This is a genomic window from Bacillus sp. AP8 (genome assembly GCF_000321185.1).
GTDB lineage: Bacteria > Bacillota > Bacilli > Bacillales > DSM-1321 > Bacillus_AD > Bacillus_AD massilioanorexius.
Genome location: NZ_CAPG01000024.1, coordinates 1 through 23,484 on the forward strand (window position 1 = coordinate 1; position 23,484 = coordinate 23,484).

Consider the following 23,484-nt stretch of genomic DNA (forward strand, 5'->3'; position numbering starts at 1 on the left):
AATGAAAAAACAGAACAGTAAATACGAAAGAGGACATCTGATTAGATGTCCTCTTTTTGAAACCAATCTTATTTACCTTTATGTTTCAGCTTTGCTTTTTTCTGTTCATATTCTTTCTTAAGAGCTTCTTGTGCTTTTGTTGAAATGGATGTTTGCTGTAATTCTTTTGATACGCTTCTTTGCAACCTTTTAGGATTTATTTTCTTCTGAATTTCAGATTGAATAGAAATTCCTTCTTGCTCTTGCTTTTGTAATAATGACAGCAAGCGATTATGGACAAAATCAAGAACTTCTTGATCTTTTGGCTCATTGCCGAAAACATGGCGGTAGACCTTGTATTGTTGATCGGATATAGTTTCGATAAGTCCTATATAAAATTGACCATCAAAATAAATGGTAAGTTTCATAATAGGTCCCTCCTCTATAAAAATTCGAATGACGGACATCCCGAGGAGGGGAAGGTTACTGACATTCATATATTTATGAATGCATTCGGACTACCAATCGAATTGTGTTTTTACATTCTACATTTATTATATATCGTTTACACAAGAATTGCTCGCCTCACTTCAATTCTCAGCTGTCATTATGGGCTTTTTTTCTTCTTGGATATAAAAAGTCCATAGAAAAAAGCCTTCTTGTTGCTTGTAAAGTGAAATATCTAACCTTGTTCTGGTCATATTTTTAAGCTTCCTTATTTTATCACCCATTGTATCATGACCATTTTCTACTTTTTTGAATGATATCGCTCTCTGATGTGAAATAGCATATGAAATGTAAAGTATCACTTGACAATCTTCAGACAGAAGCTTAAAATACTGAATAATTTTGCAAAATTATAAAATTGATTCGTTTATTAACGAATCAAAAGGAAGAGATGTATGGACCATACAAATAAAATGTTAAAAAAACGTACGCGTATTATTTATTCACCATTTCGCGAGATGATTGCTAGCTTACATGTGTTACAAAACCCAGCTCATCATCTTGACCGACAATTGTGGGCAGAGGAAGTCATGAATTCTTTGCCAGAGACTTTAGTGAATCAACTTATATATTTTGGAAGGGTAAGTAATGACTGGCTGAACTTTTTAGATCTTGATGATTATTTGCAATTTCAAGAAAAGTATATTGAAGAAGCGATTGAAAGATTGGCACTAATGGAAGATGCTGCTTTCATTTCATTTTTACTAGGTGAGAGGAAAGACACAGTACCGTCAGAGCGTTCTAGGGAAGAACAGGAAGTTTTTATTCAAACAACTTCAGTAAAAAAGCAATTATGTGAGTGTCTGTACGATTATGTAGAAATGATTTTTGCACGAGAGTTATTTCGAATAGAGCCTTGGTTAAAGAAAGCAGTTTCTGAGCTAGAAGAAGAATTTCAGAAGCATCCAATGAAGGCCTTAGATTCTATTCACCCAAGATTTAAAGTAGAGAACGATTGTGTGAAATTCTATAAAGCAGAAACATGGATGTACAAATATGAGGAATTTACTACACTTACAATTTATCCATCAACCTTTGTTGCTCCACATTTACTTGTAGGATTGGAATTACCGCATTTAATTGTGTATTTACATGTATCATTTCCAAACGAACGAATTTCTGATGAGGAAGTTCCAATGGATTTAATGAAGGTATTAAAGGCTTTGGCTGACGAGAAAAGAATAATTATTCTTCGAAAGCTTTTATATCACCCATATTGTACACAGCAATTAACAGAGGTGACAGATTTAGCGAAGGCTACTATATCAGCACACTTAAAAGTATTGGAAAAATCTGGATTAATCACTTCACAAAGAAGGGGACACTTTGTCTTTTATCAGGCAAATTCTTATGCGTTGAATCAGCTTCGAGTAGATTTAGACCAATTCTTTGACGAACCAGCATTAAAAAATAAATAATAACTAATTTATCAGTGGGATTTTCATTGAGAAAAGTACTAGATTCTTTGTAGGTACAAGTTATTGTTATCGAAGAAAAGGGGGAATAATCTTTTGAGACAAGCCTTTTTAGCAACTTTTCAGCGTGATTTTATCGTGCTGAGACGTGCGTATCCATGGTCATTTTTTATTGGACATATATTGAGTGGTGTCTATATTATTATTTTTGCTTTTCTTACCTATCATTTTGTTTTCAAGAAAAGCTTGGATTCTAAATTTTCAATATCAGCAGGTACAGAAGACTATCTTTCATACGTTGTTTTGGGAGGAATGCTTTTTTCTTTTTCGGTTTCCTTATTGATGATTGTTTCAAGAGCTATCATTACTGAATTAAGAGAAGGCACTTTAGAGTCTTTGCTTTTGACACCATCCTCTCGTAATGGATATTTTTTAGGAACTCTTTCGCAAGGAATGATCCGGGTTCTATTAGAATTTTCTGCTATAGCTGTAGTGGGCTTTTTGTTTGGTCTTCATATAAAGCAAGTAAATTATAGTTCATTCTGTATTTCTTTATTTGTTTTAATTATTTCAACTTATGCACAGGCTCTTGTGTTAGGCACGTTGATGCTATATTTCAGAGATACATATCTCACACAAAATACATTATTTGCGGTTATGGGGCTTGTTTGCAGTGTCACATTTCCAGCAGAATATTTGCCGCATTGGGCGATGTTGATTAGTCATATTATGCCGTTAACTTATGGCGTAGATGCCATTCGTATGTCTTGGATTGATGGAGCTAATTTGGCTGATATTACTATCCAACTTCGAAGTATGATGCTATTAGCAATCATATATTTTCCTATTGGTTCATTTTTTATCAAAAGAATGGAAAAGGTTGTTTTAGAAAAACATTTTGGCTAGGAGGGGACTAGTTTGATTCAAGCAACTGGAATAAAAAAAACGTATATATTAAAAAAGAAAGTTGGCTTTATGAAACGAGAAAAACAAGTTCTAGAAGCAGTGGCGGGCCTTGATTTAACAATTGAGAAAGGTGAAATTGTTGGTTTATTAGGTCTAAATGGAGCTGGAAAAACGACTACAATTAAAATGCTTTCTACACTGTTAAGTCCTACTTCCGGTACGATCACTGTTGACGGACATGATATTGAAAAGGATGCTATTCAAATAAAAAGTAGAGTTAACATGATAGCAGGTGGAGAAAGAATGCTTTATTGGCGTTTAACTGCTCGTGAAAATCTACGTTATTTTGGGAAACTCTATGGATTGTCGGGTGTAGAATTAGAAACTAGGATTACCAAGCTTCTTGAACAAGTTGGTTTAACGGCTGCTGCTAATACTCCTGTGGAGCGATATTCAAAAGGGATGAAGCAGCGTCTGCAAATTGCGAGAGGAATGATTAATAATCCGACTTATTTATTTTTGGATGAGCCAACTCTTGGGCTTGATGTTCCTGTAGCAAAGCAATTAAGAGAATTGGTTAAACAATTAGTGAAAACAGAGAAAAAAGGAGTGCTATTAACAAGTCATTATTTAGAAGAAGTTGAAGAATTATGTGACCGAGTATATATAATTGATAAAGGAAAATTAGTCCTACATGATACACCGACCAATATAGTAACGAATATAGTGAAGGAACATTTTTTAGATGTCGATGTCGAAACATTTCCAAAAGAGAAACTGATCCGATTAACTAATGTTTTTTTACAGCTAGGTGCTCTTGTTACATGCTTGGAAAATGATAATGGATATACATTGAATATACGAGCACCCTTCGATCCAACAACAAAAATTTTATCATTTTGTATGAATGAAAATGTTCATATCTTTCGGCTTGAACTAAAACGTCCTAAACTAGAGGATGCTATTTTAGCTTTGGCAAAGGAGAAATCAGCATGAATTTATGGAGGGTGTTTATTGCAGAAATGGCAAAAAGTCATCAGCATCATTTTCATAATAAAATGATATATTTTTCTATGCTCATATGGCCAGCCATTCTATTTCTTACAGCTTATTATTCTTTTAAACCATTCGATTTATCAAGCACAAGTCCGATTAGTAAGTATGTTAATGTTGATCAAATAGTATTGTTTCTGTTAATGGGATATCTGGCATATACGTTTTTTTGGAGTTTAGTTCAATCAGCATGGCAAATGGCTTATGAACGACAAGCTGGTACATTGGAGATGATTTTTCTTACTCCTGTTCATAAATTTACGATGATGTTATCTCGAGCTGCAGGTAATTTACTAGAAGCGGTTTGGTTGTTCTCGGTCTTTACACTTTTGGTTATTATACTCTCTGGTCAGGCAGGATTATTGCATTGGCAATATGTACCGATTGCCATTTTTGTATTATCTTTTTCTGCAGTAGTTTGGGGTTGCTTTTTAAATATTGTCTTCTTATTTTCAAGAGATGCATCGATTTTATTTACCATTTTAGAAGAACCAATGCAATTCTTTGCTGGTGTGCGATTACCCATTTTAGCACTACCATTATGGGGGAAAGCTTTAGCTATGATTTTTCCATTAACATATGTTTTAAATATTATTCGTGGACTCGTTCTTGATGGTAAATCTATATTTCAATTAATCAATCAATTTGTTTTGTTAGCTGCTATATTAGCGAGTTTACTTTTGGTTTCTTATGTATTGTTAAAGAAAGCAGAGCAACATGCGAAAAAAACAGGGAATATGGTATTGTTTTGATTGGATAATACGAAGAAAATCCTATTCGATTTCTTGGAATCACGATTGAGGCTTTTATTAACCATTGTATGTAAAATGAAAAAACGATTTTTCAAAATATTCTTGACCTTATGTGTGAAAAGAGTTAGAATTTCTATTAATTAAATAACAAATAGGCAAAGATTGGAAATAGTAAGAGGTATGATAAGCTTTTCAGAGAGCCGATGGTTGGTGGGAATCGGTAGTTATTACCCTTTGAACTCGTCCGAGAGCTACTCCCTGAAGGAATAGTAAGGGATGTCGGTATTCTACCGTTATATGGATAGGTGGTGTTAGCCACTGAAAATGAGTGGGTTAATATGTATTTTATTAATCAATTAGAGTGGTACCGCGAGCACAGTCTCGTCTCTATAGTTTCTATAGAGACGAGGCTTTTTTTCGTGAACTGAAAAGTAAAACTTGTTGAGATAAAACATGGTTAGATCCACTGTTCATGTTCTTATTCATAATAGTCTTGTCTAGCGCTTATTTTGAAATCGGTGGTTGTTAAGCTGTCGTACACTTTGTACAGTAGCTTTTCCAATATATAAATTGAAAAGGAGTGTTATCTGATATGTCAAGAAAAATATGGGTGTTTGATACGACTTTACGTGATGGTGAACAGGTTCCGGGTGCGAAACTGAACCTGTATGAAAAATTAGAAGTAGCGCATCAATTAAAAAAGCTTCAAGTAGATATGATTGAAGCGGGCTTTCCTGCTTCATCAGCTGGAGATTTTCAAGCAGTTAAAGAAATCGCTATGAAAGTTGGAAATACAGGTGATATTATGATTACAGCATTGGCACGTGCCGTTAAGGAAGATATTGATGCAGTATATAATAGTATAAAATATGCCGAGAATCCGTTCGTACACATTGTGCTTGGCACATCAGATATACATGTTGAAAAGAAATTTGGTAAATCGAAAAATCAAATTATGGATATAGGCGTAGAAGCTGTTAAGTATGCAAAATCAATGCTACCAGAAGTTCAATACTCGACTGAAGATGCGTCTCGATCAGACTTCGAATACTTATGGTCAACGATTGAAGCTGTTGTTAAGGCAGGTGCAACGATAATTAACGTTCCTGATACAGTTGGGTTTGCTGTTCCAGAAGAGTTTGGGGAGTTAGTTTATAAGTTGAATGATCGGTTGAAAAATCTTAATGACAAAGTGCTACTTAGTGTTCATTGCCATAACGATCTTGGGTTGGCAACTGCAAATACGTTAGCGGCTATTAAAAATGGTGCAGATAAGGTAGAGTGTACAATTAATGGAATAGGAGAGCGTGCTGGAAATGCATCATTAGAAGAAGTAGTGATGGCCATGCATATTCGATCTTCGTTCTATCATGCTTATACAAATATAAAGAATAAGGAAATCATGAATACATCTAAGCTTGTCAGTGGATTAATGGGTCTTGAGGTTCAGGTAAATAAAGCAATAACGGGTGAGAATGCCTTTGCTCATTCGTCTGGTATTCATCAAGATGGATTATTGAAATCAAGAGATGCTTATGAAATAATTAGTCCGACAGAGGTTGGATTAGATGAAAAAAATGAAAACATGACACATTATAGTGACCAATTTTATGAATTAATGGATCTACAAGTCATTAGTAACACAACTTTCCCTTCGGCAAGTGTAAAGATTAAAAAAGGTGATCAAATATATAATAGTAGTAATACTGGTTCAGGACCAATTGATGCATTATATTCTGCTATTAAGGATGTTATTGACCTTGATGTTACATTGTTAGAATATAAAATTAGTAGTGTTTCTCGAGGAAAAGAAGCCTTAGGTAAAGTGAGGCTCCAGGTAGAATTCAAAGGCGAAACATATATGGCGAAAGCAACTGATACCGATGTGATTAAAGCAAGTGCTTTAGCATATATTAACGCTATGAATAGTATCATTGTAGAGAATTTAATTCCAGTTAATTAAATCCAAGTGAATATCCTAGTATATGCATGAATCCTAAACTCTATTAATAGTTAAGGATTCATTTTGTTTTTGATAATAGTAAATATTATTAGTCTTTCAGATTCATTATTATAGGAATAATCAGCATATTCGTGTAGAATTTTAAATAGTAGGTAAAGCGTACTTGTTTAAATTATAAGTAAAGGAGAATGAACATGCACACGAATAGAGACAGCAAATTCTCTGAAAGTACACAAGTATTAAATCAACAAGATGTTTTGGCGTCGATTGAAAAATCCTTGGCAATGATTGAATTTGATCCTCATGGAAAAGTTCTGTGGGCAAATGAAAATTTTGCAAAAACAATAGGCTATGAAGTATCTGAAATGCCAAATCTTTTACATAAACAATTTTGTACTGATGAGTTTGTTAATAGTAGACATTATGAAGATTTTTGGAGGAATTTAAGAAGTGGTAGAAGTTTTCAAGAAAAAATTCAACGTGTAACAAAGTCTGGAAACTTGATTTGGTTAGAAGCTACTTATTCTCCTGTTAAAGATGAGAAAGGAAATGTAATAGCGGTTATTAAAATAGCCACGGATATTACGAAAAGAGAGAATAGTACGGTAGAGGTTGCTACTAGTCTACATAAGATGGCTCTAGATTTACGTAATAGAGCAGAAGAAGGAATTGAAAGAAATGAAGAGATAGCCTCTTCAACTCAAAAGCTCGTGGCTGAATCAAAAGAAAATATGGAAATACTAGAGTCTTTAAAGAAACAGGCGGATTCCATAGGTGATATAACTAAAACGATACGTGAAATTGCGGCACGTACGAATTTATTAGCTATTAATGCAGCAATTGAAGCAGCCCACGCAGGTGAACATGGGAGAGGATTCAATGTTGTTGCAGGTGAGGTTCGAAAGCTGGCAACTCGTGTTCAAGAGTCTATCCAAGAAGTAAACTCACATATTGAAGGTATTACGGGTGAAATCAAAAAAATTGGTGATGTGACGAATAGATCTCAAATAGGTATAACAAATAGCCAGAAACTCATTGAACAGGCTATGGGAGAATTTAATGAAATTGGAACGGCAGCACGTCAATTAGATTTACAAGCCAGAGAGTTTAAGGATATTTTATAGGAATATCTTTTTTATAGGAATGTCTTGTTACATGATGAGCATTTCTATAGTTTTTTCATAAAAAATGAATGCGAAGACACAAAAAAGGGCCATTAAAGGTCCTTTTTTAGTTGCATTGCTTTCGTGTGAACCAAATTTAATACACCTTACTCCAAATTATATAAAAAGGAATAATTAGAGGATTTTATATAATTTGTGAAGAAATGTAAAGTAACAATGTAATTCCTATCATGAAAGGAGTTTTGTTATGAAACGAGTTGTTTTGGCCGGAGGAACAGGTTTTATTGGAACATACTTTGCAGAACATTTTTCTAAACTTGGTTATGAGGTGAAAATGATTTCCAGACAACCTCAACATATTTCTTGGGAGGACCAAGCGAGCATTATAGAAGTGTTAGAAGGGTCAGAGCTATTAATCAATTTGGCTGGAAAATCTGTGAATTGTCGATATAACGAGCGGAATAAAAACGAAATCATGAATTCTAGAAAAAGAACAACTACTATTTTAGGAGAATCAATTTTAGCGTGTCATAAACCACCCTCCTTATGGATTAATTCTAGTACAGCAACGATTTATCGTCATGCTGAGGATAGACCAATGACTGAAGAAAGGGAAGAAATAGGTTCAGGCTTTTCAGTAGATGTCGCGAAACAATGGGAAAAAACATTTTTTGATTTTGATTTACCAAATACGAGACAAATTGCCCTACGTATTGCGATAGTTTTAGGTAAGGGTGGAGGGGTTATGACGCCTTATAAAAATCTAGCAAGGTTTGGTCTTGGTGGTGTTCAAGGGACAGGAAAGCAGATGTTTAGTTGGATTCATATAGAAGACCTATTTAAAATCATTCTTTTCTTAAATGAACGAAAAGAATTATGTGGAATTTTTAATTGTTCTTCACCTAATCCAGTTAGTAATCGTGAATTAATGTCCGTATTACGAAAAAAAATGAAAGTTCCTATTGGTTTGCCATCACCTAAATGGATGCTTGAATTAGGTGCAGTTTTCATTAAAACGGAAACAGAACTAGTATTAAAAAGTCGCTGGATAGTACCAGAAAGATTGGAACGAGAAGGATATGTCTTTACATTTAAAACAATAGATCAAACCTTTCAAAATATTCTTAGTGAATAGATTACTTACCGCTGATATACGGGATTTTCTCTCCTGTGTAAGAGGGTTACTTACATTATAGTAAATGGATCAGCAGTCTATGAAAGAATCGATAATCACAAAATATAAGTATGTCTTTATTTATATATTTATAACAAGCTTTGTCTCTTATTTTGCCGTGTATAAAGTAGTTTTCATACCCAATGGATATGAAATTGCATTAAAACAAGAAAACTATATTATTAATAAAAACTTTAATCTAGCAGTAAGAATGGAAGATGATAACTCAACTATATCGTTTTGTAAGAGCGATGAATGGAAGGGTGATGAACTTGTATTTGAAGCGAATCGACAAAAGTTCTATATGTGTTCACTATTTATAGCTGGAATTACATCGATTTTTCTGTTATTTTTACAATTGAAAAAAGGAGAAAAATTTTGGCTAGCTATATTAAAAAGTAATATCCTTTTTTCAATTTTAGTATTTTTAGGTCCTTTCATTCGTTCACTTAAGAGAATTTTTTTTTGATTTTTTAACTCGAAAATTTTTGATAGATTATTGTTCAAAGATTAAAAATAATCGCAGCTTTTTGTGGGAAATCGAGGGGGAATTTTCGGAAAAGAGACGATAAGGATCTTGATAGGCAGCGAAATCATTTTCGGAGGACTTTGGAAAGCCTGTATGTTAAAGATTTACTTTATAGGAAGGTGTAGTTTATGAAAAGAATATTAGATTGCCGAGCATCAGATTTTCGTAATATGGAAAAAGCAGTATTAAAACAATCAATTTTGGCTTCAGAAGGGAGAACTGTGTTGGCAGAAACAATTGCTAGTTCACAGCCACTTTTTTCAGAGGTTTCGAATCCAGAAATGATGAAAGCTTTCGGAGCAGATATGGTGCTATTAAATATTTTTGATGTGTTCAATCCTAGTGTTAAAGGCGTACAATCGTACAATATTTTGCATCCAACTGATAAAGAACATAAGACTGATGAAAATATAATCATGACAATAAAGAAGCTAACTGGTTTACCAGTTGGCATAAATCTTGAACCAGTAGATCAAAAAGCAGAAGCTCTAGAGTCATTATATACATTACCTGAGGGACGAACCGCTACTCCAAGATCGTTAGAGAGAGCTCAAGAACTTGGCTGTGACTTTGTTTGCTTAACAGGCAATCCCAAGACAGGTGTTACAAATGAAAGAATTGAAGAAGCCATTACTCTTGCATCAAAGCATTTTCAAGGTTTAATTATAGCGGGTAAAATGCATAGTTCTGGGACAGTAGGTAATATGTTAGATTTACCAGCATTGGAACGATTCGTTGAAGCAGGAGCTGATGTGATTTTATTACCAGCTCCAGGTACTGTACCAGGAATTCGTGAAAGAACACTGGCGGAAGCTGTTCAGCTTATTAAAAGTAAGGGTGCTTTATCGTTAGCGGCAATCGGAACTAGTCAAGAAGGTGCCGACTCGGATACGATTCGCGAAATAGCATTAAGTGCAAAGCGAGCTGGTGTAGATATCATGCATATTGGAGATTCTGGATTTTCAGGTATGGCTATCCCAGAAAATATCCAAGCGCTTTCGATTGCGATTCGTGGCAAAAGACATACATACATTCGAATGGCCGCTTCTCCATTGAGATAAAGGGAGATAAGGAGAACAAGTATGCCAAAGAAGATTAACGTCTATGTTGATGATTTAAGATTTAAGAGATTGTCTAAACGGATTTGTGATTCCCAAAAGTTTTTAAGAAGCAATCCAGCTGCTAGAGGAGAACGATATTCATATTTTTTCTTTAGATCATGATTTAGGTGAAGATGAGTAAGGACACTTGCTTCCTACAGGCTATGATTTCGTGAAGTATTTTTGTGAAAATAATAATTACCCGGATCAAATTTATATCCATACGGATAACCTAGTTGGACGCGAAAATATGTATATAACCTTAATAGGAGCACAAAAAAAGAGGATTTATTTCAAAGGAAATAAGGCTTTATCATTATTCGCTTACTGACAATAAGTATTCGGGTAATAAGTAAACATTTTATTCAAGTCATTGTAAAAAAATGGTGTCTTCGTTTGAAAGAGCTGAAGGGATGAATTTCTCTTCGCTCTTTTTTTGTGTAATTATACAGGCACCTATTAAAATAGCTGATCGTTACTGTGAAATTCCTAATTTAGAAAAAAATGTTGTAAATATCTAAGTTGTCTGATATATTCTTAATTGATAATGATAATTATTATCAATTAATACAAACGGGGGACTATTTAATGAAAAAAAGTTTATATGGATCTGTGCTTTTTTCAGCACTACTTGTGTTAGGAGGATGTGCTGAAGATAAAGAAGAACAAGCATCAACTAAAGAAGAAAAAGTTGCAGAGCATAGCCACCAATCTTCTAAATCTGAGAAACATACAAATACAAGTGCAAATTCAGAACACATAAATGAACTATTAAAGCAATTTCCTGCTGAACAACCGAACTCTATTGTGACAACATCTGTCTCCATTGCTGAAATGTTACATATTTTAAATGTGAAGCCTGTCGGTATACCAACTTCAACGCATAAACTACCTGATGGATTTGAAACAATTACACAAATTGGTTCTACGATAGAACCTGATGTGGAAAAAATTGCGAGTCTTAATCCGGACATTATCATCGGTCCAGAATCAATTCAAGAAAGTTTAGAGAAGAAAATCAAAAATAGTAAAGTTGCAAGAGCGTATATTCCAACAGATTCATACGAAGAGTTGAAAATTTCATTACAAGTATTAGGAAAAACATTACATAAAGAAGATGCAGCCAAAGAGTATCTTTCTCAATTAAATGAAAAAGAAACTGATATTCTTAAAGATATAAAAGGGAAAAGTGCGCCAAAAGTTATGCTTTTATTTGGTTCTGGTGAATCGTTTATGCTAATGAGTGATTCCACTTATGTCGGTAGCTTAGTTAAAAAGTTAGGTGCTACGAATATAGTAAGTGAAGCTGTTAAATCCACAGAGGCTTATATTCCTTTAAATATGGAGGATGTTGTGGTAGCAAATCCTGATGCAATTCTTCTTGTCTCACACGGTGATCCAACAGCTGCATTAGAGCAATTTAAATCAGAGGTAAAAAAGAATGGGGCATGGGAGAAACTACTTGCCTTTAAGGAAAACCGAGTTCAAGCTCTGGACTATGAAACATTTGGATATGCTTCTATCGAAAAAGCTACAACTGGTTTAGAACAATTAAATAAAATCTTATATAAGTAATTTGACATTAAATGAGGATTGAATGATATGGAAGTAAAATTGAAGAGAAAATTCAGTGTAGGTATAACGTTTGTTCTATTAATAACTTTCCTCATTGTATCCATCGGCATAGGAAGTGTAGCTATTTCACCAATGGAAACACTCAGTACAATTTTTGGATCTGGGCAAGCATTATCAGAAACGATTGTGTGGGATATTCGAATCCCTAGAGTTCTACTTGCGGTGATTGTAGGAACAAACCTAGCAATATCAGGTGCATTACTTCAAGCTGTTATGAGAAATCCACTAGCAGATCCAGGTTTAACAGGCGTTTCAAGTGGAGCTGCGGTAACGGTACTTTTTATTTTGCTTCTTTTCCCTGAACATGGGAAGTGGATTCCGATTGCTGCTGTTGTAGGTGGACTGATAGCAGTTACTTTTGTTTATGCTTTGGCGTGGAAGAAAAACAATATTTCCCCTATTAGAATAATTCTTTCTGGAGTAGCTGTTAATGCTGTATTTGGTGGTATAACAGGATTGTTATCCATACTTTATAGTGATCGTCTTCCTTCAGCACTTCAATGGTTAAATGGAAGTCTATCAGGGAAGGGTATGGGGGATGTTGGTATGCTTATTCCATATTCTGTAATCGGTTGGGTGTTGGCATTGTTTTGTATTCGACCATCTAATATTTTGAATTTAGGTGAAAAAGTAGCCATTAATTTAGGAGAAAATACAAATAAAATACGTATTATGCTTTCTTTTGTTGCGGTCTATTTAGCAGCGATATCTGTATCTATTGTTGGTTTATTAGGTTTTGTTGGATTGATTGTTCCTCATATGTCCAGATTATTAGTTGGATCAAACTATCGTCTCCTAATTCCAATGAGTCTGATTTTAGGAGCACTAGTATTACTGGTAGCCGATACAATTGGCCGAACATTATTTTCGCCACTAGATATTCCAGCAGGTATTGTAATGGCTGTGGTGGGAGGCCCCTATTTTCTATATTTAATGAGAGCGGGTGACATTTAATATGCTTAGAGCTCAATCATTAGATATTAGCTATGAGCAGAAAAAAATATTAGACAATTTTCATTTGGACGTTGAAGAAGGAGAAATTATTTCTATTATCGGCCCAAATGGCTCTGGGAAATCAACAGCTTTAAAAGCTATGTCTAGACTGATTCCTGTCGAAAAAGGGAAGGTCTTTTTAGATAGGAAAGACTTGCAGTCATTAAGAAGTAAAACGATTTCCCAAATGATGAGTGTGTTATTTCAATCGAATGAATCACCTACAGATATAACGGTAGAAGACTTAGTGAATTATGGTCGAACACCTCATAAAAAATGGTATGAACGAACAAATGATGAAGATTTGCGCATTGTTGAGTGGGCGATTGAAAAGACAGAATTAACAAAATTAAAGAAGCGGAATGTATCTTCTCTTTCTGGTGGGGAAGCACAACGTGCGTGGATTGCTATGTCCTTAGCACAAAGGCCAAAAATATTACTGCTTGATGAACCAACGACATATTTAGATATTGCTCATCAATTGCAGTTATTAGAATTAATCCACTCTGTTAATCAAGAGTTAAAAATGACTGTTGTTATGGTTTCGCATGATTTAAATCAAGCAAGTATCTATAGTGATAAAATATGTGTCTTATCAAAGGGAACGATTCAGAACTATGGTACCCCAGATGAAGTGTTAACAAAAGAAATGATTCGTAATGTATATGGAGTGGAGTGTGAAATTGACTCACATTATCAGCATAGTAAGCCAAGAATACATTTATTTGGAATTTCATCGAAAATTAGGCGATTAGAGGAGGAAAACAAATGACAAAACAAATAGATATCGATCAAAAGAGAGAGCAGTATAACCAGTTCGTTCATAAATGCAAAACAATTGTTATAAGTAGCAAAGATCAAAATGGTCATCCATTTATAAGTTACTCTCCATTTGTTCAGCATGATGGAAATTTTTATATTTATATAAGTAAAATTTCTGATCATTATAGTTATATAGAAGAAAATGATGTCATTCATGTTATGTTACTAGCAGATGAACAAGATGCTTCTAATCTTTTTGCTCGTGAGCGAGCTCGTTTTCAATGTACAACTACTAATATTGGGAATGATGGTTATGAAGAAATCTTTGATAAGTTTGAAGAGATTCATGGAGCACCGATGATGGGGGTATTACGAGGTTTAGATTTATCTTTATTTGAGCTTACTCCTATAGAAGGTAGATATGTCGTTGGTTTTGGCTTAGCGTTTGATATTGATTTACCTGGAGAGAAGTTCCATCATGTTGTTAGAGAGAAAAAAGATAAATAATAGTTTATTAGACTACTTTGTTTCCTAATTATTCTATTCGTATGAATCATATATGATTTTTCAATGTTTTTAGAAAAACTCCTCATAAAAAAGGAAAGCTATATGAAAACCACATTTCATATAGCTTTCTATTGTTACTCGCAAAACTATTAAAATACTTTATCTCCGTTAAAAATGGAATTTTTAACTACTACATAATCAACAGTGCGGATTGCTTCCAATTTATTACCACCTGCGTAAGAAATAGAAGATTGTAAATCTTGTTCCATTTCTTTTAATGTATCTTCGAGAGCACCTTTATGCTCAACATACATTTTTTTACCTTCAACATTTTTCTTTTCACCTTTTTGGAATTCAGAAGCTGATCCAAAGTATTCTTTGTAAAGTTTGCCATCTTTTTCGATTGTTTCTCCTGGTGATTCTTCATGGCCAGCAAATAATGAGCCAATCATAACCATAGATGCACCAAATCTTACTGATTTGGCAATATCTCCATGTGTACGAATACCGCCATCCGCAATAATAGGCTTAGTAGCAGCCTTTGCACATAGGCGTAATGCAGCTAACTGCCAACCTCCAGTACCAAAACCTGTTTTAATTTTTGTAATACAAACCTTACCTGGTCCAATACCAACTTTGGTTGCATCTGCACCAGCGTGCTCTAATTCTCTTACTGCCTCTGGTGTACCTACATTACCAGCAATGACAAAGCTATTAGGTAAGTATTTTTTAATATGTTGAATCATACTGATTACTGCATTGGAATGACCATGGGCAATATCAATTGTAATAAATTCTGGTGTAAGCTGCTCATTAGCTAATTGTTTAACAAATTCATACTCTTCTTCTTTTACACCGACACTAATGGATGCGATTAGACCTCTTGTATGCATATCTTTGATAAAGGATATTCGTTTTTCTGGTTGAAAACGATGCATGATATAGAAGTAACCGTTTTCAGCTAAATACATAGCAATTTTCTCATCGATTATTGTTTGCATATTTGCAGGTACCACAGGTAATCTAAATTTATGTCCACCTAAAGTAATACTTGTATCACATTCAGAACGGCTATTTACAATACATTTTGCCGGAATTAATTGAATATCTTCGTAATCGAACACTTTTCTCATGATATACACCTCTAAATACGAATATTGTAGTAGTTTGGGTTATTAAACGTTCGCCCAATAGGTACTCTACATCATTTTGAACTGTAAGTCAAAGCTTTTATCTGTTTTGTTGTAAAAAATATTCAGAATTTAATATAAAAACTATACAATTAAAGGGGACAGTGTAAAGAAGGGTGAGCATTTATGATTAGTTTTAGTTTTATCAAGAGAGTATTCTCTAAACTATAATGAACAATCTAATGCGTCAATTTTTTAGCGGAAAAATGATAAGTCATCAAAGAATCGCGTTCTAACAGCAAGTTGAGCGTAATTAGACGAAAGTTGAATCAAAATCGGAGTTGAACAACATTTGTTAAAAGTTGAACCAAAATAGTATAAAATTGAATCGTACGCGGATATTGTAGGAGGTTTTCATGGAAATAAAGGGTTTAAATCACTTATTGTTTTCAGTTTCCAATCTTAATCAGTCTATTTGGTTTTATCAGCAAGTTTTTGATGCTAAGTTGCTAGTGAAAGGAAATAATACGGCTTATTTTGATTTAGATGGCATATGGTTAGCTCTTAACGTAGAAAAAAACATTCCACGAAAAGAAATAAAAGAATCCTATACTCATATAGCCTTTTCTATTGACGAAAAAGATTTCAACAGAATTTATGAAAAGTTGGAGTTTTTGAAAGTAAACATTCTTTCTGGGCGACCTAGAGATGAAAAAGATAAAAAATCAATCTACTTCACAGACCCAGATGGTCATAAATTTGAGTTTCACACAGGAACTTTACAGGATAGATTGAATTATTATAGGCAAGATAAAAAGTATATGGAATTTTATGATTCATGCAGGAATAAGTAATTCTTCATAGGAAGAATTACTTTTTTTGTTTAAAACATACTTGTAAAGGTAATTTTTTTGTAAAAAAATATCAAAAAATTAAAACTTTTTCCTTTTTGGATCGTCTAATATATAGGAATACTTTTGAAAGGGGGGATCATCAAATGTTGGAAATTAGTAAGGAGACAGTGGACAAATGGTATGACAGACATAGCAAGTCTATTTTTAGCTATATCCTTTTAATGACTAAAAATTATCAGCAAGCAGAAGATTTAACGCATGATACATTTATTCAAGCGTACTCGTATCATGATTCATATACGATGCATTGTAATGAGACAACATGGCTTTTTAGTATTGCTAATCATTTAACAATGAAACAGTTAAAGAAATGTAGACCTTGTTTATTCTTGAAAGAAGTTCTATTCAATAAAAAAGAAAATTATTCATTTCCTGGAGAAATGATTCAAATATATGAAGATTCAATAGAGTTATATTCTGTTTTAGAAGGATTGAAAGACTCATTTAAAAAGGTAATAATTTTACAGAATGTAAAAGGTTTTACTACAGAGGATACAGCGAAAATATTAGGATGGTCAGATACAAGAGTGAATGTAATGGCCTCTAAAGCGATTGCTGCATTAGCTGAAAACTTCTTGATAAGAAAACAGATGGAGAATGAACCTTTCGAAGAATCAGTTGCAAATATCGAGTTATCTTTAAAGACATTGAATAGTTCATTGAAGTGGAGAAGGAAACGAAACGAAAATTTAAAAAATCGAATTTTTACAACAATTGAACGAATGAATCAAAATGAAAGGCGAAGTAAATTATCATTGTCCATCCACTTTCAAAAAAAAAGCATGGGTACAAAGATTACCTATACGTTACTAATCATTATATTGTTTTTGGGTCTATTAATTAGTTCAGCTTTTGTTTCTCCTGCAATGGCAAAGCTAGTTTCTAAGTTTCCATATTTGAATGAACAGTTCGAACAAAAACCTTTAAAAGAGGAAATAAGTGATTATTTACAATCAGCAGGTATTATATGGGACGACATATATATAATAAATGATCCTAAACTGATTACTGTTGTTATAAATGCGTCGAATCTATATTATAATCAAGTGAAAAAGCCAGTTGAAGAAATTATACATACCATTCTAGAAAGTAGAAATAAAGATTCGTATGAAGTAAGTGTCTCTCAATCCATCCATCTAATTTCAACCAAACAAAAAGAGGAGAATCTTTTGAAGACTCACGAGAAGATTAAGAATATTGTTGAAGAAGTATTAAATCAATATGGGTATCGTTCTCAAATAGGTATTATATCAAATGAATCAATCGTTCTTGAATTACCAAAGGAGGAAGAGAGACTTGAAGAAATAAGGCAGAATATTCATAAACGTCTTAATGAACAACTGATAGATCAATATTCGATTACTATTTTCCCATTGCATCTCTCAATAGAAGAGTGAGAGAAGGAATTAAGAATCACGAATAGAGTTTGCAATCAGATTAATTGACTGAATTTTTTTACAATTAGTCCAGAGAACTAAATCATAATGTAAAGGATTCTTTTATATAAAGAATCTTTTTTTATGTTTTTAGAAGGAATACGACTAAAAATACAGAATATTAAGAATAATAAAATAGAGAGGGTTTCTATAACTAATAGACAGATTACTATTTTCATTCGTAAAAGGTAGAAAATAATCAAATGAATAGTGAGGGATAGCGATGAAGCAAATTCGATTTCAATCATTACTGTTATTTTGTACTTTCATGATTTCACTTTCTATGGCTACTTTTGCATATGAAACGTATTTAGAAACGAAGATTATTCAAAGTGTTATATACACTAGTGTAGGATTCATATTATTGTCTATTGTATTATTGGCTTTATTATTTAAGAGGAAAAGCCTTCATAATGGCAGAAAAAGATTAAAAATATAAGCGGTAGTAACAAAGACGTGTAAAAAAGGAACTTTTTGCACGTCTTTTAAATGATGGAGATAGATGGTGATAGAAACAATCATCATGAATTTAAATGAAACTCATAATTAAAACAATAATGGGTAATAAATGTTTATTACTTGGAGAAATGTAGAGTTAGATGAATATAAGGAAAAAATATGAGCTTTTGGTTTTGGACATAGTTATTACTATTTTGATTATTATCTAGTTGATCAGTCTTTTTTCTATTCTTTAATAAACATCTTAAATGATTATGGTAATAGGCTAGTTGAAAGATAAAATCATGTTTTTAAGAGAATGTTATAAAGGCGAGTACTAGGATAGAAAATGAATACAGAATATATAGCATATACACTTAAGATGGATGAATAAAGGGGGATATCAGTGAGTCATTTTAGAAAAGTTTTGAATCAGTATTTTGAAGCGTGGAATCTGGGGTTACGGAATAAAAATGGAACTGAAATTAGAATGTTTATGTCTGAAAAATTTATAGGCTATTGGGCACATTCCAATCTTGATTGTCCGGAGGAATATCGCTATGACTATGATATTGATGAAGTATTAATGCAATATAATACAGCTGAAAAAAGTTTCAATCCACTGTCATTTACTGAAAGAAACAATGGGGATGAAATGGTTGTTATGGGAAGAGAAATAAATATAATTGATGGTGAACCTTATCCTGCTCAATGTATGTTTATTTGGAGAAAAGAAGAAGGGCAGTGGAAACTAGTGAGAGAATATATTGAGTTAGAAAGATAGCTCACAGAGGGAGCTTTTGCTAGATGTAACATCAATTGTGGATTACGGTCATGCCAATAGCCATTTTTATAAAGATGATCTCGCCAAACATAGAACGATCCCTTTTCTATACATTAGCTTATACTATTGTGTGTGCTATCGTTAATTGTTCTGTTTTTCCTTTCTTTGTTAGGCACACTTCAATTGAAAACAAGGAGCCGCACATACATAGACTGCCTTTTATAAAAAGAAGATTATCTTTCGTTTAGCGATAAATTAATTAATTGGTAAGTGATATATAATCCTAAATAAGCCCCTGTCAATAAGAAAAAAGGATTTAGAAGAATGGCATGTATATTCGTCATAAATACGGTTTGGTCTTTAATGATTTGATAGACTGAAACAGATGTTATGCTACCGAAGATGATGATTGATAAGAAAGCCAAATAGTTAAATAAAATGCGCGTCTTTTTCCAAAGTTTTTGGAGGAAAAACATGATTATTGGTACCGTAAACGTTGATAGAATGAGTAAGATTTTCAAAAGAATTCACCTGAATGTTCTATAGAATGGAATTTCTTTTTTTAGTATGCCCATTTCTTTCCTTGATATGATATTAATAGTCTAATCGATATGTATATACAAATTTATTTTTAGTGTTCAGCATCCTCTTCTAACTTCATCTATGAAAAGTGCTAATACATCTGCAAGAAAGGAAGATTGGATTGTAGATGATTATTTTTATAGTGGTGAAAGAATTGAACCATGGATGGGAAAAAAGGTTGTGAAATATCATCGAACGATAGAAGAATATTTTCAAATGCTAAAAAATGTAGGGTTTACAATAACAGATATAAGAGAAGGAAAACCTATAGAACAAGCATTTATAAGTGACAATGAATATAAACGAAGAATGAGATTACCTTTATTTTTACTAGTTTCGTGCGAAAAACAAAGTCAATGAATGGAGATAAAATGAATTATTATTGTGAGAGTATCTTGTATCAAATTTATTTGGCTTTATCCACTACTAAGGAAATGCTTCAAAGTTTAACGGATGAAGATTTAACATTAAGACCAACGCCTAACAAGTATTCTGTCGGTGAGCTTTTTGAACATATTGCGATAATTTGTAAAGCAGATTTGTTGATTGCAGATGGAGCAACGGAAGAAGAAATGAGACAATTGTATAGCAGTTGTGATCTCGATAATAAAAAAGATATTGTAGTAGCTTTGGTTGAAAATTACAATTTGTTAAGGAATGAGTACATGAACTATTCTGAAACTGATTTACAAGAGAAGCTGACTGCCTATTGGGGTGTGACGTATACGAGGTATGAATGGCTATTAGAAATATTAACTCATGTTATACATCATAGAGGACAACTGCATGCCATGCTCATACATTGTATCAACATCAATCTTCATGTTTCATTATTCGAATAAAAAATAAGAGTTGTAGAATTACTGCTCGTATTTTCTGAATGGTATACCGAATTATTATCTCATCGACTATATATTGGATCGACGTTACTTTTGAATGCATTCGGAGAAGGAGCTTGACTTTAGTAAAGATGATTCACTTCAAAGTTAATATTTGTAAATATTTTCTCTTCTTTGAGGTTAGGATATTAACGATAAGGAGGAAGAAATATGCGAATTTATCGATATAGTGTTTCGAAAATAGAAGGTACAATGGATCAAAAATTACCTTTAGAAGAACTAGCCAAGCATTTGAATCAAAGAGGCAAGGAGGGTTTTAAGCTAACTTATGCTATTCCTCAGGTAAGTTCAGGCACTACGGAATCAACCGTATTAATTTTTGAAGCAGAAGACACGGATGAGGAAAGTGCCATTGGATAAAAGCATCTCATAAGGGGTGCTTTTTTCCCTTCATACTTTTAGTCAAAAGAGAAAAGAAGGTGCTATTATTAATGGTAAAACCGACAGTAAAGCTATTAGAACATAATCCAAAATGGATTAAACAATTCGAGGAAGAAAAAAAGAAAGTAAATCAGGTATTAGGTAATGAAATCATAGCGATTGAACATATTGGAAGTACTTCTATAGAAGGTTTAGCAGCCAAGCCAATCATTGATATATTAGTAGGTATAAAGAATTTAGAAGATTTCGTAGTATTCATTGAGCCTTGACAGGATATTGGATTTGAATTTGTTGATAAGCCAGAGTTCAAGGATCGGAAGTTTTTTAGAAAAGGCTTATATCAACAAGGAACTGTTCATATACATATATGTGAAATGGATGGAATCGAGTGGAATGAGAAAATTCTCTTTCGAAATTATTTACGTGGGCATCCAGAAAGCTTAAAAGAATATGCTTGTTTAAAGAAAGAACTTGCCTCTATGTATCCCTTTGATCGCTCTACTTATACTATAAATAAGGAGCCATTTATAAGAAGAATCATTGAAAAGGCTTTAAAAGAAATAGATGGATAGTCAAGATTTATTGGTTTACTCACTTATTTTAATAGGGTCTTTTATCATTTTGAAGTACTGTTTTTTTCTATCAAATTGCTCGTATAGGATTACAAATCTTAAAAAAATATGAAGTATTGGAGGGCTTTTTTTGAAAGAGCAAAATCGAAAAATAGCTATCGTTACAGGTGTAGGGAATGAAAGAGGGATTGGAGCAGCAACTTGTCGAAAGTTGGCATGTAATGGAGTAGACATTTTTTTTACATATTGGATGTCAAAGGATGGATGGGCAGAACAATTTAAATCAGAGATAATAGAGTTAGGTGTTTGTTGTGAGTACATGGAAATTGATTTGTCTAAAGCGGATGCTGCAGAACGAATAATGAATGAAGTGACAAGAAAAATGGATAATCCATCTATTCTCGTTAACAATGCTGCTCATTCTATTGATGTAGATTACTTACAAATGAACGCAAAAATTTTGGATGACCATTATGCAGTCAATGTTAGGTCTACTTGTCTTCTATGTGCGGAATTTGCAAAACGATTTAATAAAGTCAATCATGCTTATGGAAGAATTATTAATATAACATCAGGACAGGATCTTGGTCCAATGCCTGGTAACTTAGCATATGTAGCTTCAAAAGGGGCTATTTCAGCTTTTACTGTTTCGTTATCAGCCGAATTGGCTCATCTTGGTATAACAGTGAATGCTGTTAATCCTGGACCAACGGATTCCAATTGGATGAATGAAGAAATTAGAGAGAATCTACGTCCAAAATTTTTAATGGGAAGAGTTGGTGAACCAGAAGATGCTGCAAGGGTTATATTTTTTCTTGCTAGTGACGAAGCAAATTGGATAACAGGTCAGGTTATTCATTCAGAGGGTGGATTTTTACGTGTCTGAAGGGTTACAGTGAAATGAAAATCAGTATCTCTAATCATTCTGAAAGTATGAATGATGATTAAAACCTAACGAACAAAATAGAGAATTTAAGGAGAGTGAAACATGAGGAAAATATTGATTCTCGGTGCAAGTGGATTAATAGGGTCGGCGATTGTGACAGAGTGTAGTGATACATATGACGTTTACGGTACCTATCATTCAAAACCTGTTGATTTACCAAGTCATAAGCAATATCAGTTGGAAATCGGTCAAAAGGAGAAGTTTATCGAGCTTATCTCCTCTTTAGAACCAGATGTAGTGATTTCCTGTTTACGAGGCGATTTTCAGAAACAAGTAGAACTTCATCAGCAGTTGGCACTAGAATTACAAAAAAAGATACGACATTTATCTACTTTTCTACTTTGAATGTTTTTGATAGTGATTTTTCAAAACCTCATAGCGTTATAGAAAACCCAGTCGCTATGTCAGAGTATGGGAAATTCAAAATTCAGTGTGAAGAAGTTGTTCTAGAATTATTAAAGGAACGTGCTGTTATTATTCGAATTCCAGCTATATGGGGAAAGAATTCACTGAGATTTAATGTAGTAAAAAACTTTATTCAGAACGGTGGAGAAATAGAGGCATACTGTAATTTAAAATGTAATAACCTTATGGATACTTTGTTAGCTAAACAAATTACATATATCATAGATCATGAAAAAACTGGTATTTTCCATTTAGGATCAACAGATCTGATTACGCAAGGTAAATTTGTTCAAAACCTCATAACTAGAATGGCGAATGAAGAAATGAAACTGCCGAATACATACTTTGAAAATCAAGACGAAATATACTATTTTGGCTTGGAAACAAATACTAAAGACCTATCCGAACAATTGCAATGTACAAGTGAGGTTATAATAGAAGAGTTGTGTAAATAAAGATAAGGCTTATAAGATACAAGCTTATCAGACCTTTGGATACAAGAAAGTATCCTGATAATTGATGTAGCATGTATATGACAATTCGAGGATAGATAAATATTTGAAACTGTTCTTATTTGTTTTATACCGATTAAGATCAG

At 33.3% G+C, this 23,484-nt stretch carries 27 protein-coding genes, 3 pseudogenes and 1 other annotated feature; of the genes and pseudogenes, 27 read left to right on the forward strand and 3 right to left on the reverse strand.

What is annotated here, in order from left to right; all coding sequences use genetic code 11:
• Window positions 1-68 precede the first annotated feature (68 nt).
• On the reverse strand, window positions 69-407 hold the full coding sequence (locus BN349_RS04350) for a YjdF family protein (RefSeq protein ID WP_019241053.1): 339 nt from the start codon (window positions 405-407) through the stop codon (window positions 69-71).
• Between the two features lie 474 nt (window positions 408-881).
• Here BN349_RS04350 and BN349_RS04360 point away from each other — a divergent pair, with 474 nt between their 5' ends.
• The 16 genes and pseudogenes from BN349_RS04360 to BN349_RS04420 all read left to right on the forward strand — a co-directional run bounded on the left by BN349_RS04360 (window position 882) and on the right by BN349_RS04420 (window position 14,399).
• Window positions 882-1,904, forward strand: a complete 1,023-nt coding sequence (locus BN349_RS04360) for an ArsR/SmtB family transcription factor (RefSeq protein ID WP_019241055.1) — start codon at window positions 882-884, stop codon at window positions 1,902-1,904.
• A 93-nt stretch (window positions 1,905-1,997) separates the two neighbouring features.
• The gene (locus BN349_RS04365) at window positions 1,998-2,807 is read left to right on the forward strand and encodes an ABC transporter permease (protein ID WP_019241056.1); all 810 of its coding nucleotides are present in this window, start codon (window positions 1,998-2,000) and stop codon (window positions 2,805-2,807) included.
• Window positions 2,808-2,819: 12 nt separating this feature from the next.
• Window positions 2,820-3,803: an ABC transporter ATP-binding protein gene (locus BN349_RS04370; protein ID WP_019241057.1), complete on the forward strand. Its 984-nt coding sequence runs from the start codon at window positions 2,820-2,822 to the stop codon at window positions 3,801-3,803.
• Window positions 3,800-4,612, forward strand: a complete 813-nt coding sequence (locus tag BN349_RS04375; protein WP_019241058.1) for an ABC transporter permease — start codon at window positions 3,800-3,802, stop codon at window positions 4,610-4,612. Before BN349_RS04370 ends, BN349_RS04375 begins: the two co-directional genes overlap by 4 nt.
• A gap of 149 nt (window positions 4,613-4,761) precedes the next feature.
• Window positions 4,762-5,004: a binding site (T-box leader), on the forward strand.
• 200 nt (window positions 5,005-5,204) lie between these two features.
• A complete protein-coding gene (locus tag BN349_RS04380; protein ID WP_019241059.1) occupies window positions 5,205-6,575 on the forward strand; it encodes a 2-isopropylmalate synthase in 1,371 nt (456 codons plus the stop codon).
• Window positions 6,576-6,769: 194 nt separating this feature from the next.
• Window positions 6,770-7,165, forward strand: a pseudogene (locus BN349_RS26840) (PAS domain-containing protein); the annotation flags it as partial.
• 42 nt (window positions 7,166-7,207) lie between these two features.
• A complete protein-coding gene (locus BN349_RS26845) occupies window positions 7,208-7,699 on the forward strand; it encodes a methyl-accepting chemotaxis protein (protein ID WP_232423515.1) in 492 nt (163 codons plus the stop codon).
• A 247-nt stretch (window positions 7,700-7,946) separates the two neighbouring features.
• On the forward strand, window positions 7,947-8,834 hold the full coding sequence (locus tag BN349_RS04390; protein ID WP_019241061.1) for a TIGR01777 family oxidoreductase: 888 nt from the start codon (window positions 7,947-7,949) through the stop codon (window positions 8,832-8,834).
• A gap of 79 nt (window positions 8,835-8,913) precedes the next feature.
• Entirely contained in the window at window positions 8,914-9,342 is a 429-nt protein-coding gene (locus tag BN349_RS04395; protein ID WP_157381016.1) for a hypothetical protein, read from the forward strand.
• 188 nt (window positions 9,343-9,530) lie between these two features.
• Window positions 9,531-10,463, forward strand: a complete 933-nt coding sequence (locus tag BN349_RS04400) for a DUF7916 family protein (RefSeq protein ID WP_019241063.1) — start codon at window positions 9,531-9,533, stop codon at window positions 10,461-10,463.
• Between the two features lie 21 nt (window positions 10,464-10,484).
• A complete protein-coding gene (locus tag BN349_RS26595) occupies window positions 10,485-10,625 on the forward strand; it encodes a hypothetical protein (protein ID WP_246147102.1) in 141 nt (46 codons plus the stop codon).
• Window positions 10,606-10,833 (forward strand): annotated as a pseudogene (locus BN349_RS26725) (cyclic-phosphate processing receiver domain-containing protein). The gene BN349_RS26595 and the pseudogene BN349_RS26725 overlap by 20 nt, the downstream one beginning before the upstream one ends.
• Before the next feature lie 257 nt (window positions 10,834-11,090).
• Window positions 11,091-12,077 (forward strand): ABC transporter substrate-binding protein, encoded by a 987-nt coding sequence (locus tag BN349_RS04405; protein WP_019241064.1) that lies wholly within the window; start codon window positions 11,091-11,093, stop codon window positions 12,075-12,077.
• Window positions 12,078-12,104: 27 nt separating this feature from the next.
• Window positions 12,105-13,091: a FecCD family ABC transporter permease gene (locus BN349_RS04410; RefSeq protein WP_019241065.1), complete on the forward strand. Its 987-nt coding sequence runs from the start codon at window positions 12,105-12,107 to the stop codon at window positions 13,089-13,091.
• 1 nt (window position 13,092) lies between these two features.
• The gene (locus BN349_RS04415; RefSeq protein WP_034293605.1) at window positions 13,093-13,902 is read left to right on the forward strand and encodes an ABC transporter ATP-binding protein; all 810 of its coding nucleotides are present in this window, start codon (window positions 13,093-13,095) and stop codon (window positions 13,900-13,902) included.
• Entirely contained in the window at window positions 13,899-14,399 is a 501-nt protein-coding gene (locus tag BN349_RS04420; protein WP_019241067.1) for a HugZ family pyridoxamine 5'-phosphate oxidase, read from the forward strand. The genes BN349_RS04415 and BN349_RS04420 overlap by 4 nt, the downstream gene beginning before the upstream one ends.
• A gap of 149 nt (window positions 14,400-14,548) precedes the next feature.
• On the opposite strand, the gene guaC is transcribed toward BN349_RS04420, so the two are convergent.
• Window positions 14,549-15,532: a GMP reductase gene (guaC, locus tag BN349_RS04425; protein WP_019241068.1), complete on the reverse strand. Its 984-nt coding sequence runs from the start codon at window positions 15,530-15,532 to the stop codon at window positions 14,549-14,551.
• A 413-nt stretch (window positions 15,533-15,945) separates the two neighbouring features.
• Here guaC and fosM point away from each other — a divergent pair, with 413 nt between their 5' ends.
• From fosM to BN349_RS04445, 4 genes are all read left to right on the forward strand, one after another.
• Window positions 15,946-16,383 (forward strand): FosM family fosfomycin resistance protein, encoded by a 438-nt coding sequence (gene fosM / locus BN349_RS04430; RefSeq protein ID WP_019241069.1) that lies wholly within the window; start codon window positions 15,946-15,948, stop codon window positions 16,381-16,383.
• 143 nt (window positions 16,384-16,526) lie between these two features.
• Complete coding sequence (locus BN349_RS24745; protein ID WP_019241070.1) at window positions 16,527-17,840, forward strand: RNA polymerase sigma factor; 1,314 nt, start codon at window positions 16,527-16,529, stop codon at window positions 17,838-17,840.
• A gap of 262 nt (window positions 17,841-18,102) precedes the next feature.
• Window positions 18,103-18,318: a hypothetical protein gene (locus BN349_RS04440; protein ID WP_019241071.1), complete on the forward strand. Its 216-nt coding sequence runs from the start codon at window positions 18,103-18,105 to the stop codon at window positions 18,316-18,318.
• A 405-nt stretch (window positions 18,319-18,723) separates the two neighbouring features.
• Entirely contained in the window at window positions 18,724-19,101 is a 378-nt protein-coding gene (locus BN349_RS04445; protein WP_019241072.1) for a nuclear transport factor 2 family protein, read from the forward strand.
• A gap of 233 nt (window positions 19,102-19,334) precedes the next feature.
• Here the strand turns inward: BN349_RS04445 and BN349_RS25255 are convergent, their stop codons facing one another.
• Window positions 19,335-19,622, reverse strand: a complete 288-nt coding sequence (locus tag BN349_RS25255) for a transposase (protein WP_087960612.1) — start codon at window positions 19,620-19,622, stop codon at window positions 19,335-19,337.
• A 142-nt stretch (window positions 19,623-19,764) separates the two neighbouring features.
• Here BN349_RS25255 and BN349_RS23325 point away from each other — a divergent pair, with 142 nt between their 5' ends.
• The 7 genes and pseudogenes from BN349_RS23325 to BN349_RS26735 all read left to right on the forward strand — a co-directional run bounded on the left by BN349_RS23325 (window position 19,765) and on the right by BN349_RS26735 (window position 23,341).
• Window positions 19,765-20,043, forward strand: a complete 279-nt coding sequence (locus BN349_RS23325) for a hypothetical protein (RefSeq protein ID WP_019241073.1) — start codon at window positions 19,765-19,767, stop codon at window positions 20,041-20,043.
• Between the two features lie 11 nt (window positions 20,044-20,054).
• Complete coding sequence (locus BN349_RS04455; RefSeq protein WP_019241074.1) at window positions 20,055-20,525, forward strand: DinB family protein; 471 nt, start codon at window positions 20,055-20,057, stop codon at window positions 20,523-20,525.
• A 207-nt stretch (window positions 20,526-20,732) separates the two neighbouring features.
• Complete coding sequence (locus tag BN349_RS04460; RefSeq protein WP_019241075.1) at window positions 20,733-20,942, forward strand: hypothetical protein; 210 nt, start codon at window positions 20,733-20,735, stop codon at window positions 20,940-20,942.
• A 71-nt stretch (window positions 20,943-21,013) separates the two neighbouring features.
• A pseudogene (locus tag BN349_RS25780) lies at window positions 21,014-21,535 on the forward strand (GrpB family protein).
• A 130-nt stretch (window positions 21,536-21,665) separates the two neighbouring features.
• Complete coding sequence (locus tag BN349_RS04470; protein ID WP_019241078.1) at window positions 21,666-22,421, forward strand: SDR family oxidoreductase; 756 nt, start codon at window positions 21,666-21,668, stop codon at window positions 22,419-22,421.
• A gap of 102 nt (window positions 22,422-22,523) precedes the next feature.
• Entirely contained in the window at window positions 22,524-22,826 is a 303-nt protein-coding gene (locus BN349_RS26730; RefSeq protein ID WP_026089163.1) for an NAD-dependent epimerase/dehydratase family protein, read from the forward strand.
• Entirely contained in the window at window positions 22,823-23,341 is a 519-nt protein-coding gene (locus tag BN349_RS26735) for a sugar nucleotide-binding protein (protein ID WP_026089164.1), read from the forward strand. Before BN349_RS26730 ends, BN349_RS26735 begins: the two co-directional genes overlap by 4 nt.
• Window positions 23,342-23,484 lie beyond the last annotated feature (143 nt).